The organism is Pseudarthrobacter sp. LMD1-1-1.1 (genome assembly GCF_040676255.1).
In the GTDB taxonomy this organism is placed as follows: Bacteria; Actinomycetota; Actinomycetes; order Actinomycetales; family Micrococcaceae; genus Arthrobacter.
This window is the reverse complement of sequence record NZ_JBEGHP010000022.1, coordinates 565,148-586,307: the sequence shown is the minus strand read 5'-3', so window position 1 is coordinate 586,307 and position 21,160 is coordinate 565,148. Positions and strand designations below refer to the sequence as shown.

The 21,160-nt window shown below is 66.4% G+C and carries 19 protein-coding genes; all 19 read left to right on the top strand.

Translation table 11 applies throughout. From position 1 onward, the window contains the following. Positions 1-96: 96 nt before the first annotated feature. Positions 97-1,329, top strand: coding sequence for a DNA polymerase IV (gene dinB / locus MRBLMD1_RS13215; RefSeq protein ID WP_364400449.1), 1,233 nt, complete (start codon positions 97-99; stop codon positions 1,327-1,329). Between the two features lie 252 nt (positions 1,330-1,581). Next, on the top strand, positions 1,582-1,953 hold the full coding sequence (locus tag MRBLMD1_RS13210) for a DUF3040 domain-containing protein (protein WP_364400260.1): 372 nt from the start codon (positions 1,582-1,584) through the stop codon (positions 1,951-1,953). 365 nt (positions 1,954-2,318) lie between these two features. Further along, positions 2,319-2,747 (top strand): division/cell wall cluster transcriptional repressor MraZ, encoded by a 429-nt coding sequence (mraZ, locus tag MRBLMD1_RS13205; protein WP_018763545.1) that lies wholly within the window; start codon positions 2,319-2,321, stop codon positions 2,745-2,747. A gap of 166 nt (positions 2,748-2,913) precedes the next feature. Beyond that, positions 2,914-3,906 (top strand): 16S rRNA (cytosine(1402)-N(4))-methyltransferase RsmH, encoded by a 993-nt coding sequence (gene rsmH / locus MRBLMD1_RS13200; RefSeq protein WP_159632248.1) that lies wholly within the window; start codon positions 2,914-2,916, stop codon positions 3,904-3,906. Then, complete coding sequence (locus MRBLMD1_RS13195) at positions 3,903-4,625, top strand: hypothetical protein (RefSeq protein ID WP_364400257.1); 723 nt, start codon at positions 3,903-3,905, stop codon at positions 4,623-4,625. The genes rsmH and MRBLMD1_RS13195 overlap by 4 nt, the downstream gene beginning before the upstream one ends. Positions 4,626-4,673: 48 nt before the next feature. Next, on the top strand, positions 4,674-6,476 hold the full coding sequence (locus MRBLMD1_RS13190; protein ID WP_224025670.1) for a peptidoglycan D,D-transpeptidase FtsI family protein: 1,803 nt from the start codon (positions 4,674-4,676) through the stop codon (positions 6,474-6,476). 96 nt (positions 6,477-6,572) lie between these two features. Continuing rightward, complete coding sequence (locus MRBLMD1_RS13185; RefSeq protein ID WP_364400254.1) at positions 6,573-8,204, top strand: UDP-N-acetylmuramoyl-L-alanyl-D-glutamate--2,6-diaminopimelate ligase; 1,632 nt, start codon at positions 6,573-6,575, stop codon at positions 8,202-8,204. A gap of 6 nt (positions 8,205-8,210) precedes the next feature. Beyond that, positions 8,211-9,674: a UDP-N-acetylmuramoyl-tripeptide--D-alanyl-D-alanine ligase gene (locus tag MRBLMD1_RS13180; protein WP_159632244.1), complete on the top strand. Its 1,464-nt coding sequence runs from the start codon at positions 8,211-8,213 to the stop codon at positions 9,672-9,674. Continuing rightward, complete coding sequence (gene mraY, locus MRBLMD1_RS13175; protein WP_159632243.1) at positions 9,671-10,780, top strand: phospho-N-acetylmuramoyl-pentapeptide-transferase; 1,110 nt, start codon at positions 9,671-9,673, stop codon at positions 10,778-10,780. The genes MRBLMD1_RS13180 and mraY overlap by 4 nt, the downstream gene beginning before the upstream one ends. Further along, complete coding sequence (gene murD / locus MRBLMD1_RS13170) at positions 10,762-12,339, top strand: UDP-N-acetylmuramoyl-L-alanine--D-glutamate ligase (protein ID WP_224025672.1); 1,578 nt, start codon at positions 10,762-10,764, stop codon at positions 12,337-12,339. Before mraY ends, murD begins: the two co-directional genes overlap by 19 nt. Positions 12,340-12,341: 2 nt before the next feature. Next, the gene (gene ftsW, locus MRBLMD1_RS13165; RefSeq protein WP_159632241.1) at positions 12,342-13,676 is read left to right on the top strand and encodes a putative lipid II flippase FtsW; all 1,335 of its coding nucleotides are present in this window, start codon (positions 12,342-12,344) and stop codon (positions 13,674-13,676) included. Between the two features lie 6 nt (positions 13,677-13,682). Further along, positions 13,683-14,783, top strand: coding sequence for an undecaprenyldiphospho-muramoylpentapeptide beta-N-acetylglucosaminyltransferase (gene murG, locus MRBLMD1_RS13160; RefSeq protein WP_364400248.1), 1,101 nt, complete (start codon positions 13,683-13,685; stop codon positions 14,781-14,783). Then, positions 14,780-16,156 carry a UDP-N-acetylmuramate--L-alanine ligase gene (gene murC / locus MRBLMD1_RS13155; protein WP_364400245.1) on the top strand — a complete coding sequence of 459 codons (1,377 nt, stop codon included), beginning with the start codon at positions 14,780-14,782 and terminating at the stop codon, positions 16,154-16,156. The genes murG and murC overlap by 4 nt, the downstream gene beginning before the upstream one ends. Then, positions 16,149-17,075 carry a cell division protein FtsQ/DivIB gene (locus tag MRBLMD1_RS13150; RefSeq protein WP_414703690.1) on the top strand — a complete coding sequence of 309 codons (927 nt, stop codon included), beginning with the start codon at positions 16,149-16,151 and terminating at the stop codon, positions 17,073-17,075. Before murC ends, MRBLMD1_RS13150 begins: the two co-directional genes overlap by 8 nt. Before the next feature lie 184 nt (positions 17,076-17,259). Next, the gene (gene ftsZ, locus MRBLMD1_RS13145) at positions 17,260-18,513 is read left to right on the top strand and encodes a cell division protein FtsZ (protein ID WP_364400240.1); all 1,254 of its coding nucleotides are present in this window, start codon (positions 17,260-17,262) and stop codon (positions 18,511-18,513) included. 8 nt (positions 18,514-18,521) lie between these two features. Beyond that, positions 18,522-19,211: a peptidoglycan editing factor PgeF gene (gene pgeF / locus MRBLMD1_RS13140; RefSeq protein ID WP_364400237.1), complete on the top strand. Its 690-nt coding sequence runs from the start codon at positions 18,522-18,524 to the stop codon at positions 19,209-19,211. Then, positions 19,204-19,965, top strand: coding sequence for a YggS family pyridoxal phosphate-dependent enzyme (locus tag MRBLMD1_RS13135; RefSeq protein ID WP_364400234.1), 762 nt, complete (start codon positions 19,204-19,206; stop codon positions 19,963-19,965). Before pgeF ends, MRBLMD1_RS13135 begins: the two co-directional genes overlap by 8 nt. 90 nt (positions 19,966-20,055) lie before the next feature. Further along, a complete protein-coding gene (locus MRBLMD1_RS13130) occupies positions 20,056-20,586 on the top strand; it encodes a cell division protein SepF (protein ID WP_142121297.1) in 531 nt (176 codons plus the stop codon). 136 nt (positions 20,587-20,722) lie between these two features. Further along, positions 20,723-21,010 (top strand): YggT family protein, encoded by a 288-nt coding sequence (locus MRBLMD1_RS13125; protein ID WP_043453045.1) that lies wholly within the window; start codon positions 20,723-20,725, stop codon positions 21,008-21,010. Positions 21,011-21,160 lie beyond the last annotated feature (150 nt).

Sequence of the window (21,160 nt, the reverse complement as noted above, 5' to 3'; positions counted from 1 at the left end):
GAACCAGCCTCCAGTTTAGCCAGCCTGCGGTGCTCTCCCGACAAACAAGGGCAGCCCGCACGAACCGATAGGATGGCAGCCGTGGGGCCCGCAGGTATGAACCAGGCATCCGCCGCGCGCCCTCCGGCCCGGCGGCGCACGTGCATCATGCACGTAGACATGGACGCTTTCTTTGTCTCCGTGGAGCTGCGCACGCGCCCCGAACTTCGCGGCAAGCCCGTCATCGTCGGCTTCCCGGGGGAGCGCTCCGTGGTTCTCTCCGGGTCCTACGAAGCCCGGGCCTTTGGCGTCAAATCCGCGATGCCCATGGCCGTGGCCATGCGGATGTGTCCGCAGGCAGTAGTGATCGAACCCCGGCACAAGCTCTACTACGAGGTGTCCGGGCAGCTGATGGCCATCTTTGAATCCATCACGGGACTCGTGGAGCCGCTCAGCGTCGATGAAGCCTTCCTGGACGTTACAGGAGCCCTGCGGCGGCTGGGGGCGCCCAGGGGAATTGGCGAGCTGATCCGGCGCCGGGTCGCAGCGGAACTTGGCATCACCGCCTCGGTCGGGATTGCCGAGACCAAATTCGTTGCCAAGATCGCGTCCACCCGGTGCAAGCCCGACGGCCTGCTGCTCATCGGACCGGACCAGACCGTGCCCTACCTGCACAGTTTGCCCGTGGGTGCGCTCTGGGGTGTCGGTGCCAAGACCAAAGAGGTCCTGGCAAAGATGGGGATCAGCACCGTGGCGGACGTCGCCGCAACCCCGGTGTCGTCGCTGAAGAAGGTCCTGGGCGCTACGGGGGAGCACGTTCACCAGCTTGCCTGGGGCATCGATCCCCGTCCCGTCACGCCGGTGCGGCTGGAAAAGAGCATCGGAGCGGAAGAGACCTTTGCCACGGATACCGACGACGACGCCCTCCTTCGCCGGGAACTGCTGCGGCTTTCGCACCGGACCGCGGGCCGTCTGCGGAGTTCCGGGATGGTGGCCCGGACCGTGGCACTGAAGCTGCGGTTCGCCGACTTTTCCACGATCACCAGGAGCAGGACCGTCCAGACACCAGTGGACAGCGCCCAATTGATCTACGCGGTGGCACTCCAGCTCCTGGAGTCCGTCGGGACCAGGGCCATGGCCGTCCGGTTGGTGGGGGTCAGGGCCGAGCAGCTCGAGGAAACGGCCCGGACCTCGCTCCAGCTGAGCATTGACCGCAGGGATGACAACTGGCGCGCGGCCGAGCAGGCACTGGACGAGGTGGCGCGCAAATTCGGCAACAAATCGGTCCTTCCGGCCCGCCTGATGGAGCCGGAAAACCGGCCGGGGGACAGCACGCAACGGCCCGCCTGACGGGGTCCGCCGAAGTCATTGCCGTCTTTCAGATCAGCCCTCAACAATCTATCCTTAGAGGTACATAGTTTCGAGTGAATGGACTTACTGCCGGACCCTCTTGGACATGCTTCCGCTCCCGCGACTGCATGCTGGGTTCCCGTTTTGGCAATGGCTGGCCAAGCGGGAACTTTCCAGCAACAGCAGGCGTTCATCGGAGTAGAAGTTATGGCTGGGATCAGCCCGGACGTTGGCCTACAAAAGGAGGTCGTGATGCCGCTGTCGGAGCACGAACAGAAGCTGCTTGAGCAGCTTGAAAAGCAGCTTCACGAGGACGACCCGAAATTTGCGAACTCCATGGGTTCGGACCCGGGGCGTTCATGGTCAACCAGGCATGTGGTCATTGGGGTTCTCGGCGCGTTGGCCGGCGTCTTCCTGCTTCTGGTCGGGGTCACCCTCCAGAACATCTTTGTGGGAGTGCTGGGCTTCGTGGTCATGGGCGGCGGCGTGTACTTCGCCACCATGCGCAGTTCCCGTGGCAAAGCCGGGTCCAAGGCCAGCGCGGGAAAGCCCGGCAAACAAAGGAGTTCGTTTATGAGCAGCCTTGAAGAGCGGTGGGACGAGCGCCGCAGGGGTGAACCCTAGGCACTACAGAAGCCCGGCCGCTATCCGGCCCCGGGCTCCTCCATTTCGCTCCCCCCGCAACAGGGGGGCCGCAGGAAAAGACCCGCTCCGGCGGGTCTTTTCCTATTTAATCGGCAATTCCCCGAAAATTCCGTGGCTCCTGCCGGCTGGCCGAATTCAGCCGGCGCCGCGGATGCCGAAATTTCCTCCACTTCCCACCACCGCATCCAATCCGCGGCATTTCAAGGGACTATTCCCATATTTGGGGGCCGCAACGGCACGTTTTGCGTTGACTGTGGTGGAAAGTGGAGTAATGTGGAGGACATAAGAGGGTGGTTGCAACATAGGGGATGTGCAGTTCCTGACGGCGGACAGGCGGTGGGCCAGTGTTTCTGGGCACTCACTCGCCGCGTCTGGATGAAAAGGGACGGATCATTCTCCCCGCTAAGTTCCGCGAGGAGCTTGCCAGCGGCCTGGTGCTTACAAGGGGCCAGGAGCGTTGCATCTACGTCTTCAGCGAGAAGGAATTTGCGCGGGTCCACGAGCAGATGCGGGAGGCTCCAATCTCCTCCAAGCAGGCACGTGATTACATCCGCGTCTTTCTCTCTGGAGCCTCTGACGAGGTACCTGACAAGCAGGGGCGCGTGACCATTCCACCGGCGCTCCGGGAGTATGCAGGACTCGGAAGGGAACTTGCCGTCATCGGCGCCGGTACCCGCGCCGAGATCTGGGACGCCCAGGCTTGGAATGAATACCTCGCGGAGAAGGAGACGGCCTTTTCCGAAACTGACGATCCCATTCCGGGCATTCTCTGAATTCCGGAACGGGCGGCAGAGGTTTCTTGGATGAGATCTCCAGCCGGCCCATCGGCTGCCAACCTGGCTCACCTTCCCCGGAGCCAGGCGGGCGGAACGGTAGGCGCGGATGGGGATCTGATCCCAGAAGCATCCAGGGGACAACGACGGCGGGAAAGGACCAGGCATGACCGATCAACCCAAGCCCACGTCCGAACGCCATGTACCGGTCCTTCGCGACCGGTGCATCAATTTGTTGGCACCGGGATTCGAAGCGGCACGGCTGCGCGGCGAGACCCCCGTTGCCGTCGACACCACCCTGGGCATGGGCGGGCACTCGGAGGCCATGCTGCAGAGGTTTCCCGACCTCCACCTCATCGGCATCGACCGGGACGAGGAAGCGCTGGCCCTCGCGGGGGAACGGCTTGCTCCGTTCGCCGCCCGGACTGACCTGGTGCACGCCGTGTATGACGAGATCCAGGACGTCCTGGCAGACCTCGGCGTGGCCGAAGCCCACGGAATCCTCATGGACCTGGGTGTCTCGTCCCTGCAGCTGGACGAGCGTGAGCGCGGCTTCGCCTACTCTTTCGACGCGCCGCTGGACATGCGCATGGATACCAGCCGGGGCCAAACCGCCGCGGACGTGGTCAATACGTACAGCGAAGAGGACCTGGTCCGGATCATCCGCAAGTGGGGCGAGGAAAAGTTTGCCGGGCGGATCGCCAACAGGATCGTCTCAGCGCGTGCGGCCAAGCCCTTCACTACCACCGGCGAACTGGTGGAGCAGATCCGTTCCGTGGTTCCGGCGTCCGCTGCGAAGTCCGGTGGACATCCCGCCAAAAGGACCTTCCAGGCTTTGCGGATCGAGGTCAACGAAGAGCTCGACGTCCTGGAACGGGCAGTTCCTGCCGCCGTCGATTCACTGGCCCTTGGCGGCCGCATCGTGGTCATGTCTTACCACTCACTGGAGGACAAGATCGTCAAAGGTGTTTTCCAGTCCCGCTCCAAGTCTTCGGCTCCCCTTGGTTTCCCGGTGGAGCTGGAAGAACACAAGCCCGAACTCAAGACCCTGACCAAAGGCACTGAGGTGCCCACCGCCGTCGAAATCGCCGAAAACCCGCGCGCCGCCTCCGCCAGGCTCCGCGCGGCAGAACGAATCAGAGCCAGGAGAGCTGCATGAGCACCGCCGCCGTCAAGAACTTTCCCGTTGTTTCCGGCAGCTCGGCGCCCGATACGAGGCAGGCAGGCAAACCCGGCGGGGGACAAAAAGCGCGCACACCGCTCTCCGTGGTCCGCTCGGCCCCGCGGAAACGGCGTGCACCCTTCGTCGTGCTGTGCTTTGCCATGCTCGCAGTGGCGCTGGTTGCGGTGCTGGTCCTGAACATCTCGGTGTCCACCGCGCAATACCAGCTGGTGGAGCTGCGTGCCAAGCAGAGCTCGCTGACCAAGGCAAACCAGGACCTTACCCAGCAGGTGCAGAGCTACGAGGCCCCGCAGAACCTCGCGGCCAAGGCCACGGAGCTGGGCATGGTGGCGTCGACCGTGAAGGGCCAGATCGACCTGTCGACACTGTCAGTAACAGGAAAGGCCACCCCCGCGGTCAAGGGCGCGGCAACAGGAGCAGTCATCCCGTCGCCCGCCGTGGCAGGGCAGCTGATCGTGCCGCCGGCGAAGAGCGCGGACGCCAAGGGGGCAGCCGGTGACAAGGCCGCCGCGCCGGCCACCGGCGCCGCTGCTGCCGCGGCTCCCTCCGCCGATGCCGGCCAGGCAGCCGCAGCCCAGGCGGCTGCAGCCCAGGCGGCTGCAGCGGCACAGGCCGCAGCAGCTGCGGCGAAGCCGGCCCCCGAACTTCACGGCGGCTCCGTCCCGGCGCCGCAGCAGAAGGTCCCCGGACAGTAGGCCGGCAGGCAGGTAAGGCAGCAGCGTCGAGCAGCAAGGAAATACACGGTGGCGAAGACGACCGGCACGGCAGGAAAAAGCAAGGTACCCAACGCCACGAAGCGCTTGCGGCTGGGGCTGGGCATCATGCTCACACTCCTGCTGGTGGTGGGCGGAAAGCTGTTCCTGGTCCAGGGGCTCGACGTCGGCGGCATGGCCGAAGCAGCCCTGAACAGCCGGATGACGTCCGCCATCCTGCCGGCCGAGCGGGGCAGCATCCTGGACTCGCGCGGCACCGTCCTGGCCAACAGCGTGATCCGCTACAACATCGTGGTTGACCAGCGCGTCAACACGAAAACCGACTCCTACAAGCGGCTGGAACAAACCGACGGCCACGAAAAGCTGGTGGATGTCAGCCGCGACCAGGCAATCTCCGAACTCGCCTCGGCCCTGGGCATGGACACCAATGCGGTCAGGGACGCCGTCACCGGGCAGCAGCCGTATTACATCGTGGCCAAGGACGTGAAGCCCGACGTTGAGGACCGTATCTCCAAGCTGCAGGTCCCGGGCATTGTGGCCGAAGGCGTGAGCAAGCGCGTCTACCCTAACGGTGCGGTCGCTGGGGGAGTGGTGGGATTCCTCCAGGACGGCACCACCGGGCTGGCCGGCATTGAGCAGACACAGGACGACAAGCTGAAGGGAACGGACGGCAAGCGCCTGTTCGAGATCGGCGCGGACGGGCTCCGCATCCCCGTGGGCCTTGACGAGCTGACCCCGCCCCAGAACGGCAAGGACGTCAAACTCACCCTCAATTCGGACCTGCAGTACTTTGCCCAGCAGGCCATCCAGAGCCAGGCGGACAAACTGAGCGCCGAATGGGGCGTCATCATCGTCATGGACGCCAAGACCGGCAACCTGCTTGCCCTGGCGGACACCAACTCCCCGGATCCCAACAACCCCGGGCTGGTGGCAGCGAAGGACCGCGGCGTCCGCTCCGTGACCGCAGCGTATGAGCCCGGCTCGGTGGAGAAGATGATGACCGCCGCGGCTGTCATCGATGAAGGCCTCGCCAAGCCACTGGACACGTTCACCATTCCGCCCACCTACACCGTGGACGGCCAGACGTTCAGCGACGCGTTTACGCACGGCACCGAGGAACGGACGCTGGCGGGAATCATCGGGTACTCCATGAACACCGGAACCGTGATGGCCGGCCAGCGGCTGAGCAAGGAACAGCGCTACGACTGGCTGAAGAAGTTCGGCATTGGCGAGGCGCCGGACATCGGACTTCCCGCAACGGCATCCGGCATCCTCTCGCCCCCGGACCAGTGGGACGGGCGCCAGCAGTACACCGTCCTGTTCGGGCAGGGCGTTTCGCAGTCCACCCTCCAGACGGTCCGTGCCTACCAGAGCATCGCGAACAACGGCGTGATGCTGCAGCCACGGCTGATCGACTCCTACATTTCCCCGGACGGGACTGAGGAGAAGGTACCGGCGCAGCCCTCCCGGCAGGTCGTTTCGGACAGCACGGCCCAGCAGGTCCAGGACATCCTGGAAAGCGCCGTCACCGAGGGCGAAATCAAGGACGCGGGCATCGACGGCTACCGCGTAGGAGCCAAGACGGGTACGTCCGAATCGCCCTGCGACGACGGCAAGTCCGGCTACTGCGGCTACACGGCCTCCATCGTGGGAATGGCGCCGATGGATGATCCGCGGTTTATTGTGGAGGTGGTGCTCCAGCGGCCGAAGGGCAGCATCTACGGCATCACCAACGGACCGGTGTTCCGCTCCGTTATGAGCCAGACGCTGCGGACCTACAACGTCCAGCCTTCAACCGGCGAGCCGGCCAGGATGCCCCAGTACGCCAAATAGCGGCTGTTCCAGGCCGGAAGTACCAGCAGCATCCAGCGCATCACAGTGCCCGGGCCGAACCATGCCGGGCACGCACTAGCACCATCGGAGATTCCCTTGTCAGAGTTCACCACGCCCGGCAGCGATGCTGCCCGGGATGAAAGCGCAGGCCGCTTCCGGCCTGAAGCCGTCGCACCCGTCCCGCTGGCCGCCGTCGGGCAGGCCCTTGGCGTAGCCGTGCCCGCTCCTGCTGCTGACGTGGAAATCACAGGCATATCCCTCAACTCCCGCACCGTCGAGCCCGGCGACCTGTATGTGGCGTTGCCGGGCGCCAGCAGGCACGGCGCTGACTTTGCCAGGGACGCCATCGGCGCCGGGGCGGTGGCCGTCCTGACGGACGACGCCGGTGCGCGCCTGCTTGCCCTGTCCGCGGACACGCCGGTTCCCGTGCTCGTCGTCGCGAAACCCCGCAACGAGGTGGGGCCACTCTCTTCCATGATCTACCGCAGCCAGTCCGCGGACGGCCGCCCGCTGCAGCTTTTCGGCGTGACCGGCACCAACGGGAAGACCACCACCACCTACTTCATCACCTCGCTGCTGCGTGCCCTGGGCCGGCAGACCGGGCTGATCGGGACAATCGAGATCCTGGCCGGCGGGCAGGCGATTCCCAGCCTTCTCACGACGCCGGAATCGACCGATGTCCACGGCCTCATCGCCCTCATGCACGAACGGGGGCTCGACGCCGCGGCCATGGAAGTGTCCTCGCATGCCATCTCCTACCAGCGGGTGGACGGACTTGTCTTCGACGTGGCCGGGTTCACCAACCTGACCCAGGACCACCTGGACCTGCACAACACCATGGAGGAGTACTTCGCCACCAAGGCAGAGCTTTTCACTCCAGGGCGTGCCCGGCAGGCAGTAGTAACGGTCGACGACGAATGGGGCCGGCGGCTGGCCGGCAGCGCCCAGGTGCCGGTCACCACCCTCAGCACCAGCGGCTCGGGCCCGGCGGACTGGACCGTTACCTCGGCCTCGCCGCGTGGCCTCGGGACCAGCTTCACCCTCGCGGGTCCGGACGGCGCCGTCCTGGACGTCCACACCGGACTGCCCGGCAGCTTCAACGTCGCGAACGCTGCCCTGGCCGTGCTCATGGTGCTGGCGTCCGGCGTCGGACTCTCCGACCTGCAGGCGGCCCTGGACCACGCCGACCCCTTCACCGTCGCCGTGCCCGGACGCATGCAGCTGATCTCCGACCGGCCTGCTGCCGTGGTGGACTTTGCGCACAACACCGACGCCCTGGCCAGGGCGCTGGAAGCCGTCAAATCCCCGGAACCGGACTCGCGCCTGATCGTCGTTTTCGGTGCCACGGGACAGCGGGACCAGGGCAAACGCCCCGCAATGGGTGCCATCGCTGCCCGGCTCGCAGACACCGTAATCATTACCGACGACGACCCGCACGACGAGGACGCGGCAGCGATCCGCGCCGACGTGCTGGCCGGGGCGCGTGATGCCGTGGAGACGGAGTCCCTGGGCGCCGAAGTGCTGGAGGTCTTCCCGCGGGAGGAAGCCATCCGGCATGCCGTGGCCCTGGCACGCCCCCAGGACAGCATTCTCGTCGCGGGACGCGGCCACGAGGTATGGCAGGAAGTGAAGGGCGTTAACCTCGCCCTGGACGACAGGGTTGAACTGCGCACCGCCTTGACAGCCAGGGGATTCAACGTTCTCCAAGACGACCGGATAGAGTCCTAGACCGAGATGATTGCATTTACTGCGGCGGAAATCGCCGAAATCACCAGCGGGCGCCTGGACGCCGATCCCGGAATTACGCCCCTCTCGGTGGTGACGGATTCACGCGAAGCCATCCAGGGTTCGCTTTACGTCGCGAAGCCGGGCGAGCACGCCGACGGCCACGATTTCATTGACGCAGCGTTCGCTGCCGGTGCGGTCCTGGCACTTGTCGAGCGCCCCGTACCCGGCCCCGACGGCACCGCCTACCCCTCCATCATGGTTCCCGACGCCGTCCTGGCGATGGGAGCCCTCGCCGCCGAAGCCGTCCGCCGCATCCGTGCCGCCCGTGCAGAAGCGGGAAGCCAGCTGACGGTTGTGGGCATCACCGGTTCAGCCGGCAAGACCACCACCAAGGACCTGCTGGCCGGAGTCCTGGCAACGCAGGGCAACACCGTGGCGCCCCAGGGCTCCTACAACGGCGAGGTGGGCGTCCCGCTCACGGTCTTCCGGGCGGGCACTGATACCCGCTACCTGGTCATTGAAATGGGGGCCACCGGCATTGGCCACATCCGCTACCTTGCGGAGATGGTCAAGCCGGACATCGGAGTTGTCCTGGCAGTAGGCACCGCACACGCCGGCGAGTTCGGGGGAGTCGGGAACATCGCGCTGGCCAAGGGCGAAATGGTTGAAGGCCTGACCGCCCAGGGAACGGCCATCATCAACCTCGACGACGAACGCGTCGCGGCCATGCGCAGCCGCACCGAGGCCACGGTCCTCGGATTTTCCGCGGAAGGCCGGCAGGACGCCCAGGTGCAGGCCCTGAATGCCGACACCAACGCCGGGGGCAGCCCCGAATTCGATCTCCAACTTCCCGACGGCGCCCCTCCCCGCCACGTGAGCAGCAGGCTCATCGGAGCCCACCACATGGGGAACCTGCTGGCAGCCGCCGCAGCGGCCTGGGCCGCAGGCGTGCCCGGAGACCACATCGCGGAGTCACTGAGCAACCAGGCAGCAGCCAGCCGCTGGCGCATGGAGCGTACCGAGCGGCACGACGGCGTCACCATCATCAACGATGCCTACAACGCCAACCCCGAATCAATGCGGGCAGCCCTTCGCACCCTGGCCGACCTTGGCCGGGGACGGCGCACCTGGGCCGTGCTGGGGGCCATGCTGGAACTCGGTGAGGACTCCATCCGCGAGCACACCGCCGTAGGCACCCAGGTTGTCCGCCTCAACATCTCGCGGCTGCTGGTAGTGGGCCGGGAAGCGAGGGCCCTCTACGTCTCCGCCGTGCAGGAGGGATCCTGGGGCGACGAATGCCTCTTCGCGGAGACGCTCGATGAGGCCTACGACGTCCTGGACGCAGAACTCGAGCCGGGCGACCTGGTGCTGTTCAAGTCCTCCAACAGCGTTGGACTCCGCCATTTGGGCGATCGGATAGCATTACCCCCAGCCCCCACCCCTGCCGACGAAAGGAGCACTCTGCTGTGATTGCTCTATTGATCGGCGCAGGCCTGGCCCTGCTCTTTGCCCTGGTGGGCACCCCGCTGTTCATCCGCCTGCTGGTGCACCGCGGCTACGGCCAGTTCATCCGTGACGACGGCCCCACCTCCCACCACACCAAGCGCGGGACGCCCACCATGGGCGGCACCGTCGTGGTGGCCGCAGTACTGCTGAGTTACGGACTCACCCACCTCATCATGCTGATGATGAACCCCGACTCACCCGGCCCCTCGGCCTCAGCACTCATCCTGCTGTTCCTCATGGTGGGTATGGGCCTGGTGGGTTTCCTGGACGACTTCATCAAGATCTCCCGGCAGCGGAGTTTGGGCCTGAACGCCAAAGCCAAGCTCATCCTCCAGGCGGCCGTCGGCATCGTCTTCGCCATCCTGGCATTGAACTTCCCCAACAGCGCCGGGCTGACGCCGGCGTCGACAAAGATTTCCCTGGTCCGCGACCTGCCCTGGCTCGACCTCGCCTTTGGCGGCACCGTCCTCGGCGCGATTCTGTTCGTCATCTGGTCCAACCTGATCGTCACCGCAGCCACGAACGGGGTGAACCTGACCGACGGATTGGACGGCCTTGCCGCCGGTGCCTCCATCATGGTCTTCGGCGCCTACACCCTTATGGGCATCTGGCAGAGCAACCAGGCCTGCGGTTCCCCCCGGGAGGCCGGCAGCGGCTGCTACCTCGTCAGGGACCCGCTGGACCTCGCCCTTCTGGCGGCCATCCTCAGCGCCGCCCTGGTGGGGTTCCTCTGGTGGAACACCTCCCCGGCGAAGATCTTCATGGGCGACACGGGGTCGCTGGCCATCGGCGGCGCCGTAGCCGGATTCGCCATCCTGTCCCGCACCGAACTGCTGCTGGGCATCGTGGGTGGCCTCTTTGTGCTGATCACGCTGTCCGTCATCATCCAGGTGGGCTACTTCAAGGCAACCGGCGGTAAACGTGTGTTCAAGATGGCGCCGCTGCAGCACCACTTTGAGTTGAAGGGCTGGGCCGAAGTGACCGTCGTCGTCCGGTTCTGGATCCTTGGCGGACTCTTCGTCGCCGTTGGCCTGGGCATCTTCTACGCTGAATGGGTTGTACTGCTGTGACCGTTTCCCCCCGCCTGGCAAACCTTGTCTCCTGGGACTCCGACTGGGCCGGCCTGCGCGTCGCCGTGACGGGCATCGGCGTCTCCGGCTTCGCGGCCGCGGACACCCTGATCGAGCTCGGCGCCCGCGTCGTGGTGGTGGACGCCGCCACCAGCGACACCGCACGTGCACACGCCGACACCCTGAAAATCGTCGGCGCCGCCGATGTCCTGCTGGGCCCTGACGCGGTGACCCACCTCCCACGGATCGACGGCGAACTGCCGGAACTGATCGTGACCTCGCCCGGGTGGCGCCCAGACCAGGCCCTCCTGGCGGCCGCGGCACGGAAGCACATCCCGGTGTGGGGCGACGTCGAACTTGCCTGGCGCGTGCGGATCAGGGAAGGCCGGAAGACGGCCGACTGGCTGGCCATCACCGGCACCAACGGCAAGACCACCACGGTGGGACTCACGGAATCGATGCTGCGGGCCGCAGGACTCAAAGCCATCGCTGTGGGCAACGTGGGCACCCCCATCCTTGATGCCCTTCGGGATCCCGTGGAGTACGACGTCTTCGCGGTGGAACTTTCCAGCTTCCAGCTGCACTGGACGGAATCGGTGTCGCCTGTTGCCAGCGTCTGCCTCAACGTGGCCGAAGACCACGTTGACTGGCACGGCTCCTATGATTCCTACCTGGCCGACAAGGCGAAGGTCTACGAGCGGACCCAAAAAGCCTGCATCTACAACGCCGAGCAGGTGGAAACCGAACGCATGGTGGAAAACGCCGACGTGGTGGAGGGCTGCCGCGCCGTTGGCTTCACCACACTGACGCCGGCCATCAGCATGCTCGGAGTGGTGGAAGGGCTGCTGGTGGACCGGGCGTTCATCGAAGAACGCAAGGACAGCGCAGCCGAACTCGCCTCCATGGCCGACCTTGGACCGCTGGCCCCGCGCCACATGGTGGCCAACGCCCTTGCCGCGGCCGGCCTGGTGCGCGCCTACGGCGTGGAGCCCAAGGCTGTGCGCCAGGGCATCCTGGACTACGTGCCCGGCGACCACCGCATCCAGCCTGTGGCCCGCCTAAACGGTGTTCTGTGGGTCAACGACTCCAAAGCCACCAACCCCCACGCCGCGTCGGCATCCCTGTCAGCTTTCAGCAACGTGGTCTGGATTGCCGGCGGCCTCTCAAAAGGCGTGAGCTATGACGACCTGGTGCGGGATCACGCAGCTCGGCTCAAGGCCGTGGTCCTGATCGGAACAGACACGTCGCACCTCCGCGAAGCCCTCCAGCGACACGCGCCGGATGTCCCGGTGATCGAACCGGGGGCAGGTGACACTGAAGGAGTGGAGACTGCTTCGGCGCCCGGCGGCACCACTGCCGGTACCCCCGGCAATGGAGAACAGGTGATGTCCTGGGCCGTTGCGTCTGCGGCCCGGCTCGCCGAATCCGGCGATACCGTGCTCATGGCTCCGGCAGCTGCTTCCATGGATCAGTTCTCTTCCTACGCTCACCGTGGTGGTACTTTCATCGACGCTGTCCGCGAGCTGGTGGAAGGGCAGGCCCAGACCGGCGAGGAGTAACAATGGTCAGCACGCCCACCCGGCAGCAGGGTGTTAAGCCGAAGGGCGGCAAACCCCGCCCCGGCTCAACCGCCATCCGGCAGCCCGCCGCGGCCGGCGCAAAACTGCGCACCTTGTACCGCCGGTTCTGGTCCGCGCTTGAGGGCACGGGCAAGTCCCGGAACGGCTCCACCTACTACCTCATCCTTGGTGCCACCCTGGCCCTGACCGCCATTGGCATCATGATGGTCCTCTCCGCCTCGAGCGTTGAATCAATCGCCGCCGGCAAGTCCCCTTATGGCGATGCCCTCAAGCAGGGAGTCTTCGCCGCGATCGGCATCTTCACCATGTTCGTGCTCTCACGCATCAACGTTGTCTGGCTGAAGCGCCTCGCATGGCCCGCCGTGGGGGCAGCCGTCCTGCTCCTGGGCCTGGTCCAGGTGGTGGGCACCGAGATCAACGGCAACCGGAACTGGATCGACCTTGGCGGCATCACCTTCCAGCCCTCCGAGGCGGCCAAACTGGCCCTTGCCCTCTGGCTGGCCACGGTGCTGGCCCGAAAGGGCAAGCTGCTGGGCAAATGGCAGCACGTGCTGGTACCCGCCATACCCATGGCAGCCATCGTCATCGTCCTGATCCTGGTGGGCAACGACCTGGGGACTGCCATGATCATCATGATGATCATGGCAGCGGCCCTGTTCTTCGCCGGCGTTCCGCTCTACCTGTTCGGCATCGCAGGCATCATCGCCGCCGCCGGCACCGCAGTCATGGCCGTCACCTCTTCAAACCGCATGTGCCGCATCACCTCCTGGTGGACCGGCCAGTCCTGCGCGGACGGGATTGACGCCAACTACCAGGCCACCAACGGCATGTACGGCCTGGCATCCGGAGGCTGGCTGGGCGTAGGCCTCGGGCAGAGCCGGCAAAAGTACAGCTGGATTCCCGAAGCCCACAACGACTTCATCTTCGCCATCATCGGCGAGGAACTCGGCCTGGTGGGCACCGTCGTCGTCCTGATCCTCTTCGCCATCCTCGGCGCTGCCATTTACCGCGTGGTCGTGGCACAGGAGGACATGTTCCACCGGGTCCTTGCCGGCACCATCATGGTCTGGCTGCTGGGCCAGGCCACCGTGAACATGTCCGTGGTCACCGGCCTCATGCCCGTCATCGGTGTTCCGCTGCCGTTTATCTCCTACGGCGGTTCGGCCCTGCTGATGTCGCTGTGTGCGGTGGGGGTGGTCCTCTCCCTGGCCCGGGAGCAGATGGCGCCTGCCATGCGACCCAAGCGGATGCTGAAGTTCAAGCTCCGGCCGGGGCGGGACAAGAACCAACCAAAGAATTCCAGAAAGCGTGCCTAACCCCAGATGACTCCGACACAACCTTCCATCGTCCTGGCCGGTGGCGGAACAGCCGGCCATATCAGCCCGTTGCTTGCCATCGCGGCGGCCCTGCGCAGCGAAGCCCCCCACGCTTCAATCCTGGCGGTCGGAACGCCGTCGGGAATGGAGACCCGGCTGGTTCCCGCAGCCGGCGTCCAGCTGGCCACGATCGACCGGGTGCCGTTTCCCCGCAGGCCATCCGCTGACCTGCTCCGCCTGCCGGCCAGGCTCGCCGGTGCCGTCCGGCAGGCCGGCGCCATCCTGGACCGGGCGCACGCCGACGTGCTGGTGGGCGTCGGCGGATATGTCTGCACGCCCATGTACCTGGCGGCGCGGAAGCGCGGCATACCCCTGGTGATCCATGAGGCGAACGCCCGGCCAGGATTGGCCAACCGGGTGGGGGCCTTCCTCAAGGGCCGGGTGGCTGTGGCTTTCGAGGGCACTCCGCTCCGCAACGCGGTGCACGTGGGCATGCCCATGCGCAAGGAGATTTCCGGCCTGGACCGGAAGACTGCCCGCACCGCCGCACGCGAGGCCCTTGGGCTGGATCCCCACCAGCCCACCCTGATCGTCACCGGCGGGTCCTCCGGCGCGCAGAGCATCAACCGGACCATCGCAGCCTCCGTGGCCCTCCTTGCGGAGGCCGGTATCCAGACCCTCCACGTCACCGGCCGCGGAAAAACCGTCCTGGACCCGGCCGGGCAGCCCCTTGCCGCTGAGGGTTACCGGCAGGTGGAGTACATCGACGGCATGGAACGTGCCTACGCCGCGGCCGACCTCCTGCTGGCCCGGTCCGGGGCCGCCACGGTCTGTGAGGTCGCTGCCGTCGGCGTACCGGCGGTCCTGGTGCCCCTGCCCATCGGCAACGGGGAGCAGGCACTGAACGCAGCGGGCCTGGTCTCCGCAGGCGGCGCAGTACTCGTTGCCGACCGTGACTTCACTCCGGAATGGGTTGCGCGCGAACTGGTTCCGCTGATTACCGATAAAGCACGGCTTGCCGCCATGGAAGCGAAGTCCTACCGGCTCGGCATCCGAAACGCCGACCAGCGCATGGCTGGTCTTGTCCTGGAAGCGGTATCTGCATGAACGCCCATAACACCCCCGGCCTGGAATCCCTTGGCAAGGTGCACTTCATCGGCATTGGGGGAGTAGGAATGTCTGCCGTGGCCCGCATCATGGTGGCGCGCGGCGTCCCGGTCAGCGGCTCCGACGCCAAGGACCTGCCCGTCATGGCGGACCTCGCCGCGGCCGGTGCACGGATCGCCGTCGGGTACGCCGCCGGCAACCTGGCGGACGCGCAGACCGTGGTGGCCGGATCGGCAATCCGTGAAGACAACCCCGAACTGGCGGCAGCCCGCACGGCGGGCCTGCCCGTGCTGCACCGGTCCCAGGCGCTGGCCGCCACCATGGGTGATGACACCGTGGTCACGGTGGCCGGAACGCACGGCAAGTCGACCACCACGTCCATGGTCACCGTGCTGCTGCAGGCGGCGGGCCTGGACCCGTCGTTCGCGGTCGGCGCCAACATCCCCGCGCTTGGCGTCAACGCCGCGCATGGCACGTCCGGCATCTTCGTGGCCGAGGCCGACGAATCCGACGGATCCTTCCTGAACTACCGGCCCCGCATCGCCGTCGTCACCAACGTGGAGCCCGACCACCTTGACTACTACGGCACGGCCGAAGCCGTGTACGAGTCCTTCGACCGCTTCACGGCGCTGCTGCCCGCGGACGGCCTCCTGGTGGCCTGCGCGGACGACGCCGGGGCGCTGGCCCTGGCCGAGCGCACCAGGGCCAGGGGCAACACCCGGGTGCTCCTGTACGGCACCAGCGAGGCCGCGGACGTCCGGCTGCACGACGACGGCCCGGGCCACGTCGCGGTATCGGCACACGGCGCCCGGTACGGGCTGTCACTGCAGGTACCCGGCCGCCACAACGCGCTGAACGCGGCCGCCGCTTTCGCCGTCGCCCTTGAACTCGGCGTGGACCCGGCCGCTGCCGCCGCCGGCCTGGCCCACTTCGCCGGCGCCTCGCGGCGCTTCGAACTGAAGGGATCGGTACGGGGCGTCCGGGTCTTCGACGACTACGCCCACCACCCCACGGAAGTCCGTGCCGCCCTCACCGCCGCGCGTTCGGTGGCAGGCGGCCACAAGGTCCACGTCCTGTTCCAGCCGCACCTGTTTTCCCGCACCCGGGAGTTCGCGGCGCAGTTCGCAGACGCCCTCAACCTTGCCGATACCGCCCTGGTCCTGGACATCTACCCCGCCCGGGAGGACCCCATTCCGGGCGTCACCAGCCAGCTCATAGCCGACCACCTCACAGCGGGCGGACGGCTGGCAGAGGGAGCCGACGCCGTCGAAACCCTGGCCAAGGCCGCCGCGGACGGGGACGTCGTCCTGACCGTCGGTGCCGGTGATGTCACGTCCTACGGCCCACGGATTGTGGAGGCGCTGCGTGCCTAGCTCCCGCCGTCCCACCTACGCCCCGCCCCGGCGGAATGGCCGCCCCGACGCAGCGCCTGCGGAAAGTGCGGAGAAAGAGCCCCGATCGTCCGGGACGCCGGGCGCCTCCACAGGTGGCGATGTGATCACGGCATCCCGCAGCATCCCGGACCAGGCGCCGGCGCACAAGCCGGCGAAGGCGGAGAAACCCTCCGGGGCAACGGTGCTGGCCTTCCCCGAGCCCAAAGGCCGGCGCCGCAGGAAGAAAGTCCTGACAGCTGCCGGAACAGTGGTTGCGCTGGTGGTGGGACTGCTGGCAGCCGCCATCTATTCGCCGGTGCTGGCCCTGCAGACCATCTCGGTGACGGGCACGCACTTCGTCACCCCGGCCCAGGTGCAGACGGCGCTGGAGCCACTGCGCGGCAAGCCGCTGCCCCAGATCAGCGACGACGACGTCCGCGGGCTCCTCGGCTCTTTGGTCCAGGTCAAATCCGTGTCCGTCGAGGCCCGGCCGCCGTCCACCCTCGCCGTTGCCGTGCATGAGCGGGTGCCCGTGGCGCTGGTCAAGCAGGGGGAGCAGTACCAGCTGGTGGACGTCGACGGCGTCCAGCTGGCCACCACCGACGATCCAGCGACGGCATCGCTGCCGGTCATCGACGGCGGTGCCGGTGCGATCGGACAGGACCTGTTCCGCGCCACGGCCGCAGTGCTGGGTGCCCTGCCGGCCGACGTCCTGGCGAAGCTGTCCAACGCGTCCGCGCAGTCCGTCGATGCCGTGGAACTCAAGCTCGTTGACGGCCAGACAATCGTGTGGGGCAACGCCTCGGAGAAGGAGCTCAAGGCCAAGGTCCTGGCCGCCCTCCTCAAGGCTCCGGCGGACCCCAAGAACCCGGTCAGGGTCTACGATGTCAGTGTGCCCCGGCACCCCGTGACGCGCTGAGCGCTTTCTTTCCCGGTATTAATCCGACACGCGGACCCGGTTATTGAATGTCGGAACCAGAGGAAATACCGTCACAGACAAGAGTTAGTTGACATAACTCTAACCTTCAACCGGAGGGTTAGGGTTGAGGGTTTCAAGCTCACCATCAGTTTTCGCAATAAGACACGAACAAGGGACACGTAACGTGGCAGCTCCGCAGAATTACTTGGCCGTCATCAAAGTCGTCGGCATCGGCGGCGGTGGCGTGAACGCAGTCAACCGCATGATCGAGGTCGGCCTCAGGGGTGTTGAATTCATCGCCATCAACACCGACGCCCAGGCCCTGCTCATGAGCGACGCCGACGTGAAGCTCGACGTCGGACGCGAGCTGACCCGTGGCCTCGGTGCAGGCGCCAACCCCGAGGTAGGCAAGCAGGCCGCCGAGGACCACGCGGACGAGATCGAGGAAGTCCTCCGTGGCGCCGACATGGTCTTCGTCACCGCCGGTGAGGGTGGCGGCACGGGCACCGGTGGCGCGCCCGTCGTCGCCCGGATCGCCCGTTCGCTCGGTGCCCTGACCATTGGCGTGGTCACCCGTCCCTTCACCTTCGAAGGCCGCCGCCGCGCCGGTTCGGCAGAGGCAGGCATCGACGCCCTGCGCGACGAGGTGGATACCCTCATCGTGATACCCAACGACCGCCTGCTGTCCATCAGCGACCGCAACGTGTCCGTCCTTGACGCGTTCCGATCCGCCGACCAGGTCCTGCTGTCCGGTGTCCAGGGCATCACCGACCTCATCACCACCCCCGGCCTGATCAACCTTGACTTCGCGGACGTCAAGTCCGTCATGCAGGGTGCCGGCTCGGCCCTCATGGGCATCGGTTCGGCCCGCGGTGAAGACCGCGCCGTGAAGGCGGCCGAACTGGCCATTGCCTCGCCGCTGCTGGAAGCATCCATCGACGGCGCCCACGGCGTGCTGCTGTCCATCCAGGGTGGTTCGGACCTGGGCCTGTTTGAAATCAACGAGGCTGCCCGCCTGGTCCAGGAAGTGGCCCACCCCGAGGCAAACATCATTTTCGGTGCCGTCATCGACGACGCCCTTGGTGATGAAGCACGCGTCACCGTGATTGCCGCGGGTTTTGACGACGTCAAGGCCACCTCGCCCTCCATGGACCAGTCCCAGCCGCAGGCCGCGCCCCAGCGGCCGGCCGCCCCTGCTGCTGCTCCGGCTTCGGCGCACCCGCAAGGCGGAAACCACCAGGGCAACGGCACCCACCAGCAGAACGTCCAGCCGATCCACGCAGGCGTCGGCGCTGCCGGACTCAGCAACTGGGGTCAGCAGCGCCCGCAGGCCGTTCCGGCGGACTCCGGCTTCGACGTCGACCTGCCGTCCGTGGTGGAGCCGGACATGACCGGCACCCACCCGGATGACCTGGATGTTCCCGACTTCCTGAAGTAGGCAGCGGCTTGTTCCATTGGCGTGCCGACATCCTCCCGGGGGTGTCGGCCGCATTCACTGATGCGGGGGCGGGAAACCTTGCCCTGCACGTGGGGGATGATCCCGCCGCGGTCCAGGAGCGCCGGTCGCGCCTGGAAGAGTCCATCGCGGCGGCGCCCGGCTCGCTGCGCTTCATGAACCAGGTCCACGGCAACACCGTGGTGATCATGGACGCCGGGTCACCTGCCCCTGAGGCCGATGCCATGGTGTCCCGTGGCCTGCCCCTGGCGGTCATGGTGGCGGACTGCATTCCGGTGCTGCTGGCGGGGGAGTCCGCACACGGGCCCGTCCTTGCCGCCGTGCATGCCGGGCGCCCCGGCATCGCAAACGGTGTCCTCCCGGCTGCCGTGGACGGCATGAAGTCGCTGGGTGCGTCCCGGATCCGTGCCTGGCTGGGACCATCGATCTGCGGGTCCTGCTACGAAGTCCCCGCAGCCCTGCGCGACGAGGTGTCGGCCCTGGTTCCGGAAACACGGAGCACCACCGCCTGGGGAACGCCTGGGCTGGACCTTCCCGCCGGTGCACGCGCCCAGCTGGAGGCTTCCGGCGTCGAGGTGGAGTACGCCGGTTCCTGCACGCTGGAGACGGAAACGCTCTATTCGTACCGGCGGGACCGGAACACGGGCCGCTTTGCCGGCCTGGTCTGGTGCCATGACTGAGCGGCCGGGCAGCGGGCAGGGAAATGATCCCCGCAGCGCGGAACTCGCCGAACGGCTCGCCGTGGTGCGGAAGCGGATCGCCGATGCCGCCGGCACCGCCGGCCGCAGAGACCGTCCGCCCTCGCTGATCGTGGTCACCAAGTTCCACCCGGCAGAGGACATCCGGCGCCTGGCCGCCCTCGGAATCACCGACGTCGGCGAGAACCGGGACCAGGAGGCTGCTGCCAAGGCGCTGGAGCTCGCCGATCTGGACCTGACCTGGCACTTCGTTGGCCAGCTGCAGACAAAGAAGGCCAAATCCGTGGCGCGCTACGCGGCCGCGGTCCACTCGGTGGACCGGCCGCAGCTCGTGGATGCGCTGGCAAAGGCTGTGCGGAACGAGATGGACTCCAACGGCCGGTCCCCGCTGGACTGCTTCATCCAGGTCAGCCTCGAGGAAAGAGAACACGACGGCGACGGCGGCACGCACCGTGGCGGGGCAGCCCCCGCCGACGTGCCCCTCCTGGCAGAGCGGATCGCCGCGGCTGACAGCCTTAACCTGGCCGGCGTCATGGCAGTTGCGCCGCTGGGAGCACCGCCTGAACCGGCGTTCGAAAAGCTCGCCGGGATTTCCGCCCGGCTGGTCGCAGCGTACCCCGCAGCCACCGGCATCTCGGCAGGCATGAGCCAGGACCTGGAGGCGGCCATCAGGTTCGGGGCGACACACCTGCGAATAGGTTCCGATATTCTCGGTTCCCGTCCTGCCGTGGGGTAGCGTCGGACCTATTGGAAGTGATGGGCGGGGGACTCCAGTGCTGTCAAATCATTGGGCGGCCCGCTTACGGGACACGATTAGGAGTCGACCATGGCCGGCGCTCTGCGCAAGACAATGATCTATCTTGGGCTCGCCGACGGCGATGAGCATTACGAGTCCGAGCAACAGACCACACGTAAGGATGAGGACGAACCGATGGAAGTTGACCGCGAGGAACGCCGTGCTCCGGCGCCGGTCCGCGAAGTCAGCCGCGAGGCGTCCTACGCCCCTGAAGAGGAATACCGCGCCCCTGTGACCCCCATTAAGCGTGCGGCCTCGAGCCGCGAAGAGAACACCGGTCTGCGCCAGATCACCACCATCCACCCCCGCTCCTACAACGATGCCAAGCTCATCGGCGAGAGCTTCCGGGACGGCATCCCGGTGATCATGAACGTCACGGACATGGGCGAGGCCGATGCCAAGCGCCTGGTCGACTTCTCGGCAGGGCTCGTCTTTGGCCTGCGGGGAAGCATTGAACGGGTCACCAACAAGGTGTTCCTGCTCTCACCGTCCTACGTCGAAGTGATCGGTGACGACAAGAAGGCCAGCGATACGCAGGCCAGCTTCTTCAACCAGAGCTAAGCGCCATCGGCTGCACGGAGATGCCAGGCAGGGACACCTGCCTGGCATCTGTGCTGAAATAGACAAGACAACAGCAGTACGACAGCGGCCGGACGCAATGAACGGGCCGCACGAATATGGAGATATGAAATAAGTCATGGGAATTGTTTTCGGACTTCTCTATCTCGCCCTGCTGCTGTTCTTTGTGGCCCTCATCATCCGCCTGGTCTTCGACTGGGTACAGATGTTTGCGCGGGAGTGGCGGCCGCGGGGCGCGGCCCTGGTGGTGGCCCACGCCGTCTACTCCATCACGGACCCGCCACTGAAGGGGCTGCGGCGGCTGATTCCGCCACTCCGCCTCGGCGGCGTCTCCCTGGACCTGGGCTTCCTGATCCTGTTCATCGGCGTCAGTATCGCGATGAGCGTCACCAGGGGACTGGCCTGATTTTTCCCCGCCGGACCCCGCAATGCAGTGTGTTCCTTCCCGGAACGGCTACTGTAAAGCGAAGAAACCTCCCGTTTGACACCGCAGTGTTGAATTAGAGTAAGCAGACCAAATTTAGGTACCTTAGTTTTGACGGCCGGAAGGCCTACT